General features: G+C 44.2%; 14 protein-coding genes. 9 read left to right on the top strand and 5 right to left on the bottom strand.

What is annotated here, in order from left to right:
- Positions 1 to 6: 6 nt before the first annotated feature.
- The 4 genes from QBE54_RS00390 (at position 7) to sfsA (ending at position 2,569) form a co-directional block, all read left to right on the top strand.
- Positions 7 to 405 (top strand): secondary thiamine-phosphate synthase enzyme YjbQ, encoded by a 399-nt coding sequence (locus tag QBE54_RS00390; protein ID WP_369018382.1) that lies wholly within the window; start codon positions 7 to 9, stop codon positions 403 to 405.
- Positions 406 to 672 (top strand): metal-sensing transcriptional repressor, encoded by a 267-nt coding sequence (locus QBE54_RS00385; RefSeq protein WP_369018381.1) that lies wholly within the window; start codon positions 406 to 408, stop codon positions 670 to 672.
- Between the two features lie 102 nt (positions 673 to 774).
- Positions 775 to 1,830, top strand: coding sequence for a uroporphyrinogen decarboxylase family protein (locus tag QBE54_RS00380; RefSeq protein ID WP_369018380.1), 1,056 nt, complete (start codon positions 775 to 777; stop codon positions 1,828 to 1,830).
- A 31-nt stretch (positions 1,831 to 1,861) separates the two neighbouring features.
- Positions 1,862 to 2,569: a DNA/RNA nuclease SfsA gene (gene sfsA / locus QBE54_RS00375; protein ID WP_369018379.1), complete on the top strand. Its 708-nt coding sequence runs from the start codon at positions 1,862 to 1,864 to the stop codon at positions 2,567 to 2,569.
- 17 nt (positions 2,570 to 2,586) lie between these two features.
- Here the strand turns inward: sfsA and QBE54_RS00370 are convergent, their stop codons facing one another.
- Positions 2,587 to 3,591: a TrkA family potassium uptake protein gene (locus QBE54_RS00370; protein WP_369019366.1), complete on the bottom strand. Its 1,005-nt coding sequence runs from the start codon at positions 3,589 to 3,591 to the stop codon at positions 2,587 to 2,589.
- 81 nt (positions 3,592 to 3,672) lie between these two features.
- Here QBE54_RS00370 and QBE54_RS00365 point away from each other — a divergent pair, with 81 nt between their 5' ends.
- The 4 genes from QBE54_RS00365 to QBE54_RS00350 all read left to right on the top strand — a co-directional run bounded on the left by QBE54_RS00365 (position 3,673) and on the right by QBE54_RS00350 (position 6,807).
- Positions 3,673 to 3,798 carry a desulfoferrodoxin FeS4 iron-binding domain-containing protein gene (locus QBE54_RS00365; RefSeq protein ID WP_369018378.1) on the top strand — a complete coding sequence of 42 codons (126 nt, stop codon included), beginning with the start codon at positions 3,673 to 3,675 and terminating at the stop codon, positions 3,796 to 3,798.
- Positions 3,799 to 3,858: 60 nt separating this feature from the next.
- On the top strand, positions 3,859 to 4,170 hold the full coding sequence (locus QBE54_RS00360) for a hypothetical protein (RefSeq protein ID WP_369018377.1): 312 nt from the start codon (positions 3,859 to 3,861) through the stop codon (positions 4,168 to 4,170).
- A gap of 32 nt (positions 4,171 to 4,202) precedes the next feature.
- Positions 4,203 to 5,261, top strand: a complete 1,059-nt coding sequence (locus QBE54_RS00355; protein ID WP_369018376.1) for an alpha/beta hydrolase — start codon at positions 4,203 to 4,205, stop codon at positions 5,259 to 5,261.
- A gap of 103 nt (positions 5,262 to 5,364) precedes the next feature.
- Positions 5,365 to 6,807 (top strand): glycoside hydrolase family 32 protein, encoded by a 1,443-nt coding sequence (locus tag QBE54_RS00350; RefSeq protein WP_369018375.1) that lies wholly within the window; start codon positions 5,365 to 5,367, stop codon positions 6,805 to 6,807.
- Here QBE54_RS00350 and QBE54_RS00345 read toward each other — a convergent pair.
- From QBE54_RS00345 to QBE54_RS00330, 4 genes are all read right to left on the bottom strand, one after another.
- Positions 6,773 to 7,639 (bottom strand): HAD-IIB family hydrolase, encoded by an 867-nt coding sequence (locus QBE54_RS00345; RefSeq protein WP_369018374.1) that lies wholly within the window; start codon positions 7,637 to 7,639, stop codon positions 6,773 to 6,775. The two genes, QBE54_RS00350 and QBE54_RS00345, sit on opposite strands and share 35 nt — an antisense overlap.
- On the bottom strand, positions 7,632 to 9,029 hold the full coding sequence (locus QBE54_RS00340; RefSeq protein ID WP_369018373.1) for a glycosyltransferase: 1,398 nt from the start codon (positions 9,027 to 9,029) through the stop codon (positions 7,632 to 7,634). Before QBE54_RS00340 ends, QBE54_RS00345 begins: the two co-directional genes overlap by 8 nt.
- Positions 9,030 to 9,285: 256 nt before the next feature.
- Positions 9,286 to 9,609 (bottom strand): DUF86 domain-containing protein, encoded by a 324-nt coding sequence (locus QBE54_RS00335; RefSeq protein ID WP_369019365.1) that lies wholly within the window; start codon positions 9,607 to 9,609, stop codon positions 9,286 to 9,288.
- A gap of 83 nt (positions 9,610 to 9,692) precedes the next feature.
- Complete coding sequence (locus QBE54_RS00330) at positions 9,693 to 10,097, bottom strand: nucleotidyltransferase domain-containing protein (RefSeq protein WP_369018372.1); 405 nt, start codon at positions 10,095 to 10,097, stop codon at positions 9,693 to 9,695.
- A 483-nt stretch (positions 10,098 to 10,580) separates the two neighbouring features.
- Between QBE54_RS00330 and QBE54_RS00325 the strand changes: the two genes are divergently transcribed.
- A complete protein-coding gene (locus QBE54_RS00325) occupies positions 10,581 to 11,294 on the top strand; it encodes a GntR family transcriptional regulator (RefSeq protein WP_369018371.1) in 714 nt (237 codons plus the stop codon).
- The last annotated feature ends 16 nt before the right edge of the window (positions 11,295 to 11,310 follow it).

Below are 11,310 nucleotides of genomic sequence, written 5' to 3'. Positions count from 1 at the left end.
TAAAACATGCACGAAGAATTTGTAGTTCAAACTCATCTTCGCGAAGAATTCGTTCATATCACTGGAAAGGTTCAGGATGCCGTGCGCAGAATGAAGCTCGAAGAAGGTTTCTGCGTAGTCTATGTTCCACACACCACCTGCGGGATAACCATCAACGAAAATGCGGACCCGGACGTCATAGCGGATATCCTGATGGGTTTGAAAAGGATGGTTCCCGAAAATGTATCCTATGCTCACCTCGAAGGAAATTCTCCCGCTCACATAAAAGCTTCCTTGATGGGTTCCTCAGTTCTGGTAGTGGTGGAAGGAGGCAGATTGGTCCTTGGTACCTGGCAGGGAATTTTCCTCGCCGAATTTGACGGACCTCGCCATCGAAAAGTAATCGTGAAAGGGGTAAGAACCTGAATGACCAAGCATGCCCAGAGTTTAAAGCTTCTCAATACAGCCCGGGGACAACTGGAAGCAGTTATTCGTATGGTCGAAGAAAATGCCTACTGTGTCGACATATCCAAACAAATTCTGGCTACTATAGCCCTCTTAAAAAGGGCCAACTCGGTCATCTTAAAAAAGCATATAGAAACTTGCGTAAAAAATGCTCTGCAGCAGGGCGACTTTGAAAACAAGCTGAAAGAATTGGAAGAAGTCTTCAGATACATGGAAAGAATTCTTTAGGTTCTTAGTAATGAGCCAGGTAGTTTTTGGGTGTTGACTTTTAATTAAGAGAGTTATATAATTTATCTGAAAATTAATTTTCTTAATTAAAAGGTGATAAAAATGAACTCTCGAAAAAAAGACAGGTTTAACTTGACCAACCTGGCTCAATACTTATACGAAGAGGGAAGAAGACCTGTCGTTCCTCTGATGGGATATCCCGGTTTACAACTGACGGGTACCACTGTAAAACAAAATCAATTTAATCATATTGTCCAATTTCGTTCTCTCAGTAGGCTATATGACCGCTTCCGCCCGGATGCCATGTTTTTTCTCATGGACTTATCGGTAGAAGCCAGCGCTCTGGGCCTGCCGGTCAGATTTCCGCTTGAAGAAACCCCCTCAGTAGAAGAGCATCCTGTAAAAAGCCTGGAAGATTTGGAAAAATTTGAAAACATCGACATCCTGGGCGACGGACGGGTAATGGTGTATCTTGAAACCCTGCGCCACATGAAGGTGGCTTTGCCTTGCCCAGTAGGGGCTTTTGTGATAGGCCCACTCACTCTGGCCGGTTTACTCACCGGTGCTAATGAAATCGCCATTAAAAGCCTAACTGAACCTGACTTCTTTGAAGGAATCTTGCAGTTTTCGCAGCGAATCATCCTTCGTTACGCTCAAGCCCTCTCTGAGGCTGGAGCAGATACCCTGATGGTGCTTGAACCCACCGCAGTTATTTTTGGACCTCAACAATTCCGAAACCATCTGGCTCCGCTCTACCGAGAGCTGGTTGGAGTGCTCGACGACCTCGAAATAACGCTTCACGTCTGTGGTGACACTACCCATCTTCTTAAAGAAATGGCGCAATGCGGTGTTTCCGGATTGAGCCTTGATAGCATGGTTGACTTTGGAAAAGCAGCAGAGATAGTTGGTAAAGACATTTTATTAATAGGAAACATCAGCCCCATTGAAATGCTTCAGGAGAAACCCCAAAAAATATATAGCGATACTCTGCAACTTCTTAACACAATGCGTGAACACCCTCTCTTTGTGCTCAGTACGGGTTGCGACCTTCCCCAGGATGTACCCTTCGAAAATATCGAAGCGTTCTTTAAAGCAGGTAGAGAATGGACGTTGTCAGCTCTAAAGGGGATAAAAGACCTGGCAATCCATTCTCAATAAATCAGAACAACATTAATTAAAATAGTTAATAATGTTTGATAGTTTTTTATGTCTGGAATTACCAGATCTTGAATTTTGTGTTTTTCAAAAACGCATTAATCGCTTCCTGGTAGAGGCAATCTGGAAAACCAGGATAATACGACTTTCGCTTGGCAACACTGGCAGATTGACCGATCTCCTTTTACGAGGCAGAAGAGCTTGTTTTCTGCCTCGTAAAGCACCAAAAACCGAAGGCAGGCTTATCGGTATAGAAGTGAAGAAAAATGCTTTTGCGCTTCTTGACACCAATTTGATGGAACTTGCTTTCTCCAGTGCTCTGGCCAGAAATCTTGTACGCTGGTTAAAAGACCCAAAAGTGCTGAAACGCAACCCACAGTGGAAAGGAAACAAATTCGACTTTTTACTGGAAAGTGAAGGAGAGGAATGGATGTGCGAACTAAAGGGAGCCTTACTTCAAAAAGGTAATGCAGCACTGTATCCAGATTGCCCTTCACCGAGAGGCAAGCGTCACATCCGGGAATTAATAAACTATGCCCAGCAAAAAAACCGCGCCTTGTTGTGTTTTGTAACCTCATTACCTGGAGTATCCTGTTTCCAACCCAATTACTCAGTAGACCCCACCCTCAAAACACTCTTTATTCAGGCCCTCAAATCCGGAATGCTTATAAAAAGTGTTGCTTTCCGATTTTTCCCTCCCCAAATCCTTCTTGAAAATCAGGACCTGCCAGTTAAGCTTTAATCAAGAAAGGCAAACCATTACTCAGGGGTGACCATCTTGCGCAGTTCAGCCAGTTGTTGTAATCTACCCAAAACAATGATAATGTCCCCTTCTCCGATGACCGTGTCCGCCCGAGGATTAAATTCAAAGGTTGGCCTATTCACAGGTTTTACTGCCACTACAATTAAACCTATCTTCCCTGGAAGATTGAGCTCTCGAAGGCTTTTTCCGGCAAACGGTGAATTTTCAGGAATGGTTACTTCTTCAATACTCAAATCAAAAGCTTCGCTGCGCAGAACCAGGTCCAAAAAAGAAGTGACCTGGGGACGCAGTGCAGCAGCAGCAAGCCTCAAACCACCGATTTTTTGAGGACAAATTACGTAATCTGCCCCAGCCCGCCTCAGAATTTCGATAGATTCCGGTTGAATAGCCCGAGCCACTATTCGCAGGTGGGGGTTCATAAAACGAGCAGTAATAACGGTATACACATTATCGGCGTCACTCCCCAGCAAGGCCAGAAGGCCCCGCGCCCTATCAATTCCTGCTTCTTTCAGCACATCCTCTCGCGTGGCATCACCAACCATAAAAAGCAGCTCTGGATAATTTTTGAGCACTTCCTTTACTTTCGATTCATCCCGCTCGATGACCACAAAGCTCTCCCGAGTCCGCGCAAAGTATTCCACAACTTCAGAACCTACCACTCCACAACCACAGACGATAAAGTGGCCTTCTATTTCTCGCAGCTCCATTCTGACCCGCCTCCTGAGCAAGAATTCACCGGCTCTCCCCTCGGCAAGAAGACCGACCAAAAAAGATATAGAATAGGTTACGACGAAAACTCCAGAACCTACCAGAAAAATGGTAAAAAGCTTGCCGGATGCAGAAAGAGGGTGAACCTCTCCAAAACCGACTGTGGTGAGTGTGATAACTGTCATATAAAAAGCGTCGAGTAAAGGCCATCCCTCAATAATGATATATCCTGCTGTACCGGTAACCAAAACGGAAATAGCAAGGATGATGATGTAAAGGATTTGTCTTTCCACAAATTTCAACCGTCAAATCAGGAATTTTTTCAACCTCAAAAGGTTTTTTAAATTATAAAACCTTCTGGAGGTGAAACCAAGATGCCACCTGTAAAAGAAGTAGGCGAAGTTTTTCGATGCGAAATCTGTGGTAATGTGGTTGAGGTGAAAGAAGTCGGCGGTGGAGAGCTGGTCTGCTGCGGTCAACCCATGACCAAGGTAAAGTGAGACGAAACGATGCAACGGCAAAAATTTTTACTTACCTTTTGTCTATTCCTCACCCTATTGTTGCTGCTCCCGGCAATTTCTCTGGCTCATCCTCCCTCACGAATCAATGCCGTTTTCAACCCAGAAACCAAAGTACTGGAACTCTCCATTCTTCACCAGGTCGGTGACCCCCAAGGTGATCACTACATCAACTCGCTAACCATTTCGTTAAACGGGAAAGTAGTCATTGAACAAGTATTCTTATCTCAGTTCACTCAAGCAGAGCAAAAGGCCCTTTATCTTCTAAATGATGCGCAAGAAGGTGACGTCATAGAAATTAAAGCAGTATGCAGTAAATTTGGAGAACAAACCCTCACTTACCAGGTGGAGTGAAGAATAAAGCCTTGTTAGCCTGCATCCGAAAATTGAGGGGCTGGATACATTCCAGCCCCCAAAAAGAAAAACTTACTTTACGAAGCAGTGCAGTAGCGGTTCTTTTACTCCTTGCTCTGGGAGCAGCCGTCTTTCAAAACGCTCAAAAATCGTTGCTTGAAGACCTGAAAGAGCAATTCGCTTTTTCTTTCGCAGAAAACGAAAAAATCATGCAAACACTCTGTGAGCGTTTCCAGCTCTCCTGTGAGCATAAAAACAAAAAAATTCACATGCCTGCAGAAAAGCTCGCAGAATACACAGAAAGCATAGTGTACAAAGACATAGCCTACGGTAAAAAATCACGTCAGCAACTTGATATCCTGGTTCCCACAAGCATCCAAAAAGGAGAAAAACTCCCCGTAGTGGTCTTTTTCCATGGAGGAGCCTGGATGCGAGGATCCAGAGAAGACTTACTATACTCCCACTTTGCCAGAAGCTTTACCCAGAACAGCTTCATCTTTGTGAACGTTGACTATCGTGTGTACCCGGAGGTTCGCTTCCCTGGTTTTCTCAACGACCCCAAGCACGCTTTAGAATGGGTCCATGAACATATTTCAAGCTACGGTGGGAATCCTCATCACCTGATTTTAATGGGACATTCAGCAGGAGCACACCTTGTAGCTCTTCTCACCGTTCAGGACGACCTTTTACCACCTACAATTTTTTCCGACATTAAGAAGGTAGTTCTTTTGAGCGGCCCTTATCACCTCCCTGCTTATCGCGGCTATCTGCAAACTGAATTTCGCGGCATAGTTGAAAAAGTGTTTCTGCATCTTTTCGGGGGGGAAGAAAATCTTCCCGAAATTTCCCCGGTTAACCGGATTGAAAAAACCCACATCCAGTACCTGATAGCGGTAGGCGAAAAAGACCGGGTTACCCCTCCTGCGCAGTCGCAACTGCTGTACCAAAAACTGCGCGAGAAAGGCAATAAGGCAGAGTTGATTGTTCTACCCAACACCGGTCATGCCGGAACAGTTTTTCATCTGAACAGCGAGTTTGACCAGTACGGTTTTTCCCGGAAGATCCTTGACTTTCTTCGAAACCCAGCCTAAAACAGGCCGAATCCGCAAATCAATTTTTTGTGCCTTCTGGAAGCTTTACTTTGCATAAATCCGGATTTATTATATTCAAAACCATGAAGATGGAGGTTTACAATTGGCGCACAAAAACAAGCCTTCACCCAAAGCAGTTAACCCTGCCAATCAACAGGAGAAAATTCTGGAAGACATTCTGGAAGTGGTCCTTCAGGAAGCAAGAAGAAGATTGCTTGAAGCCTCACGAGATCCACAAAGACCCAGATACCATTTCCTTCCCCCACCAGGATGGATGAATGACCCCATCCCCTATTTCTATGACGGAAATTATCACGTTTTTTTCCAATACCATCCTGGATTGCCTTTCTGGGGGAACATGCACTGGGACCACGCGGTGAGTAAAGACCTCGTTTATTGGGAAAACCTTCCCATAGCACTCTTTCCAGAAAGAGGAAAGCCTGATTCAGAAGGATGCTGGACAGGTAGCATCATAAAAAGAGGTAATCTATTCCTTGCTTTTTATACTGGCGTTTATCCTCAAAATCAGTGTCTTGCCCTGAGCAAGGATTTGATACGCTGGAAAAAATACCCCCAAAACCCGGTGATTTCTTACCTTCAAAAACCAGCCGAATTAAACGAGACTTTTCGAGATCCCCACGTCTGGCAAATGGATAATCAATGGTATATGCTCCTTGGGGCAGGAAAGTCTTACCTGGAAGGTTCTCCTCTTCTTTTTGCATCTACTGATCTTTTGAAGTGGGAATACCTCCACCCCCTTTATCAGGGCCCTGCAGCAGGGGACGAATGTCCCGACTTTTTTCCATTGGGCGAGAAATGGGTTCTTCTCTCTTCGAGAAAACTCACCAAATGGGCAGTGGGAAACTTCAAAAATCTTTTCTTCGAACCAGAAACCTTTGGAATTGTAGACTATGGAAGTTTCTACGCAGGAAAAACACTTCTTGATAACAAAAACCGGAGGATTCTTTTCGGGTGGATCCATGAAGAAAGACCTGTAGAAGAACAACTTCGATCTGGCTGGAGCGGTGTCCTCTCTTTGCCTCGCCTAATTAGCCTTTCTCCGGATGGCTCGCTGAAGATAGAACCCGTGCCAGAATTGACCCAGCTAAGGAGGGAAACCCTTATCAAGGACTACTTTGAGTTAAAAGGCTTTACGGACAGCTCTGGGTTCAGAGAATTTGAGATCCCCGGTGGCAACCAGATTGAAATAGAAATCATTCTTTCTAAAGTTTCGGCAAGAGAGTGGGGCTTAATCCTTCCAGGCGGAGAATCTATAATTTACGACAATGAAAGTAAGCGGTTCATGAACGAAAATTACCGGTTACCCAATAATCAGCGCGTTAACCTGCGCATATTCGTTGATAACTCAGTCATCGAAGTTTTCCTAAATGGAGATTTTTGCAAAACAGTAAGGCACTACCCGCCACTTGAGGCATACTCTCAACCTTTACGAGTGTTTTGCAGGGATGGCAAAATACGAGTAGAAAAATTGAATGTGTGGTCGATGAAATCTATCCACTCTCATTCAATAAATGGAGCGGAATAACCTTTAATTTGGCCAAACCCTCTATCAAGCCGGATACATACTTCCCGTCAAGCTCGCCACAACCACAGGCGAAATAAACTCGTGAGATTATACCCTGTTTTCGAGCAATCTTTGCAACTTTTTCCTTTAGTTCCCCAGGAGCATTCTTCACAACCACAGACCAATAGCCCGCAGTTAAAGCGTGCAAATCGTTGCCACTATCTCCTGCATATATCACCTGGTTTTTGCCAAAACCGAGCTTCTTTCTAAGATATTCAAGAGCTCCGGCTTTAGTGCCTTTTTGGGGAACAATATCCAAAAACACAAGTTCGGAATTTGGGTCAGAGCTTACCACCAGCTCGAAGTTGGAACAAATCCTCTCAACTTTTTCCCTTATCTGATCGAGACGATTCTCCACTAAAGATGCGCTGGCAAAATAATAACTTACTTTAAAAGGATTCTGATGATTCTCGCCCTGCTCAAAAAGCCACCTAAATTGGGAAAGGCTTTCCGTTATTTTCTTTCGATTCCAACCAGGAGCACTTTGCACCAGCTCCTTATCCCAATCCGTATCTCTTATGAAAATCCCTCTTTCTTGGTAGAAAATCCTGGTTCCTATCTCAGCAATAGCAGCCCGAGGCAAAGGCAAATGATAGCTCTCAATAGCTTCCTGAATCTCCCAGAGGTTACGCCCTGTTACATAAACCAGAGTAAAAGAATTCAAAGCCAGAGCTTTCTTGAAAAGCTCCAGTGCACTCTCATATTTTTCCCCGCTACCTAACAAAGTACCATCAAGATCCGTTGCCAAAAGGTAGTTTCTTCTTCGCGTCGTGCCAGATACTGAGCTACACAACGATTAATCCCGCCTCCTCCATTGCATTAATCCACCTTCGGGTACTGCTCACCCAGGAGTGTTGTTGAGACTTAAGATATGCTTCTTCTCCTATTCTTTCTCTCAGCTCAGCATTTTCAACCAAAAGGTCCATCCGCTCAGTATAAGCCAAAGGAGTGTTTTTCTCCACAATCAGAGCAGCTTCCCCAAGTACTTCATAAACAAAAGGCACAAAGGGGGAAGAGATAACAGCGCACCGGGAAGCTGCGGCTTCCTGAACTGCCATCCCCCATCCCTCCATCAAAGAAGCAGTTATGAAAACTTGAGCAAGAGCAAAAAGCTGAGCCACTTCTTCCTCATTTAAAAGCCAATCAACAATAACCACATTTTCATCCGCACCTAACCTGTGATAACTTCTCATGATGCTGGGATAAAGGGGAGAAGCCGAATCCACATTCATCACAAGTAGCGCCTTTTTCCGGTTCTTCATCGAAGCAAAAGCCGTAAGCACCAGACCCTTTTGTTTAGTACGCGCAGTACGGCTTAGTTCGAGAAAAACCACTTTTTCTTCAAGGAGTTTGACAACTCTTTCTCTGGAAATACCCAGTGCCCTACCAAGCACTTCAATAGCCAGTGAACATTCATTAATTTTCCGGGGATAGAACACTTCGGTATCCACTGCCGGAGGAAACCAGAAAACTCGCTTAGGGCGAGAACGATATCTTTTCAGAGCTCTTTCAATTGCATGGGAGGTGGCAACTACACCACAGGAATTAGCAATGCACCTTTCTTCCTGAGCGATACGGTATTGAAAACGAAAGCGGGCAACATCCTGCGAGGAAGCATTCCGAAACCTCTCTTTTTTTAAAACGCCCAGAGAATGAGGAGTAAAAACATGGGCTGGCGTGGAAAAACCTCTTTTGGTTAACTCCTCCGTTATCAAAACACCGAGTAAGCCACCATCCCAATAATGAGATGAAATAAAATGAAAACCTTCCAAATCCAGGGCAAGCTGCTCTCTAACCACTTCCATAAAAAAGTCCTTTTCCTTTTCCAGGTGTTCCAGGTTCAGCTCTTCCTTGGGCACAAATTCGTGAAAACCATCTTCGAGATACACAACACGAGAAAATAAACCCTCATCACCCCACACCCGATCATAGTAGGCAACCCCCTTTTGCATCTTTCCAGTCACCGGATGCGGGAATCCACCACGATTGAGAATGGTTACCTTATAACCCAACCTCACCAGAGCTTTGCTCAGATTATTAACGTATATGTTTTGTCCCCCAGTATCTACCGTAACCACAATTTGTGGAGCATGACAGCCATGGTTGGTTATTAAAAGCACGTGCTTGCGTGGAGAATCGTTAAAAAATCGATGCTTCCAGTGTATTTCTTCCAGCCATAACACCCCCTTTTACCTACCCCATTATAACAGTGCCCTCAAAAAGGCTAATGCCCAGAACCATCTTGCCTCCTCAATGGGGCGGAAAATCCCTAACCTTGAATTCCTGATCATTGCCAATCCCGGTCGTTATACGCTCTTTTTGGACTCACACTACGCTGGGAAAGAGCAATGGTTTCGGAAAAACTCCAGAGGGACACTTTGCGGAATACTCCCCTGTTGAGTACCCTACATAATATGAACTACATGGTGATATTTTTTCTCAAAGATACCGCCTGGTTATACAGTCTACAAACTCCTCAATGTCCTGAAGGTGAGACTGAAGGATTTCATAAAGCCTCTCATCATTTACCTTCCAGTACAAGTGGACCAAAAGGTTTCTAAATCTTGCCATGTTAACCAGGTTTTGTGCCAGAGTTTCCGGCACTACACCCTTCCGTCCCAGGATAACAAAGGTATCCACGTAACTCTCTGGAATACCCCAGTGCTCACGGGAAATAATGTGGTTCCCAACACTGGCACAGCTTTCTATAGCCACGATGAAGTAATACTTGGTTGCTCCCAAGGATTTTGGATCACCAAGAATCCTTTCTTTTGCTTCCTGCTGAAACTCTTTAAGGATACTCAGGGCCTTTTTCGATTTCGCCCAGAAGATATAAGATCCTTTCTCTATCTATGGGCATTTTTGAACTCCTGGGCGTACTTTTTGAGAACCTCTTGAAAGTCCAGGTATGTTTTCCACCTGAGGACGAGAAAATCACACCGAAAGTCTTCATCCATGTCTTTGATGAGAATGCCACGAGAAGCCCGGTACACGATGTAGTCGGGGGCATGATTGAGGATCACAAGATCAACCGGAATACCCAGGACGCTTTCCAGCTCCCGAGCAAGCTCAATATCGTAAAAGAGGTTACGTAGCCGGGGATGCTCTTCATCGCAGTACACTGCGATATCAATATCCCGAAAGCTTACTTCTTCGGTGAAAGAACCAAAAAGGTATGCAAAGATGATTTCTTCACGAGTATTGAGCACACTCTGTACTTTTTCCAGAATATCCGCCTTAGTGTACATCATCTTTCGGTTCATTATATCATTTTTTCGCCAAACCAATAGAAGGGCAGAAAACACGGAGATAGTGCTAACCAACAATATACTACCAAACCCAAAAAGAAATGTTTCTTCCACCAGGAAACCACAAAGAGCCGAAAAACCCGATCTCAAAAAACCTGAACTTCCTTCTTAATGAAACAGAAAACCTCTAATCTGAATTCCTGGTCATAATCCCTTTTCCATTTCCTGACAATCCGGTCGTTATACGCTCTTTTTGGGCTCACGCTAAGCCGGGAAAAAACAGCCCTAAATACCCGAAGGGCAAAAACAACTTTTGCTAAAAAGCTTAAAAAATCGCTTTGGTTTCAGAAATCGAGATAATTTCATAAAAAGACATTTTGGGATGTTATCCCAGAAAAGCAATCCCCCAATTTGACAAAGGGAATAAAAAGCAGTAAAATGCTTTTAAAAGTCATCATATGACCTGCTAATATGATAACGATGATAGTGAAAGAAAATCTGGTTAGCCAGGTAAAAAGAGAAATTCTTGCTTACATATTTAGAGAAGGGCTCTCCAGAGGTAGCAGGTTACCCTCCATAGAGAGTTTAGCTTCTCTTTTCTCGGTAGGAAGGTCCACCGTACGAGAGGCAATACGCAGCCTGGAACAGGCACACATTCTCGAAACTCTCCAGGGGAAAGGCACTTTTCTTATTGCAGATCCCTCATCCCTGGGTAAGGACATATCCAGGTTGCGCAGTGCCACAGAAATGGCTCGGGATTCAGGAATTGAATTGGTCACTCTTAGAGTGGAAAAGGAGAAAATTCTTGCTGATGCCCTTATCTCTAAAAAACTGGGGATTCCTCTTAAAAGTCCTCTCGTTCTCTTAAAGCGTATAAGGGGCATTGAAAACGAACCATTGCTTTATCTGGAAGACATTATTCCAGAAAACTACACCGCAAATTTTTCGGATGGAGACTGGCACGGTTCGCTTTTCCAGGCACTGGAACAAAAAGGTATAGTTATTGCCTACTCGAAAGCCAAAATAATACCTTACTGCCCTGATAAAGATTTCCTGAAAAAGCTGGGTTTAAAAAGGAGTGTACCCTTTTTGTTGCTCGAACATGTTCATTATGATGCGAGAGGACAAGCAATCCTTTTTTCGAAAGATTACTACCATTCTGAATTTTTCCACTTTGAAGTACTGAGAAAACGTTTATGAGTTTTTTAATGTGAGG

It is taken from the genome of Thermatribacter velox (assembly GCF_038396615.1).
GTDB classification, from domain to species: Bacteria; Atribacterota; Atribacteria; order Atribacterales; family Thermatribacteraceae; genus Thermatribacter; species Thermatribacter velox.
The sequence above is the reverse complement of the archived record's forward strand: the minus strand, read 5'-3'. Positions and strand labels throughout refer to the sequence as shown.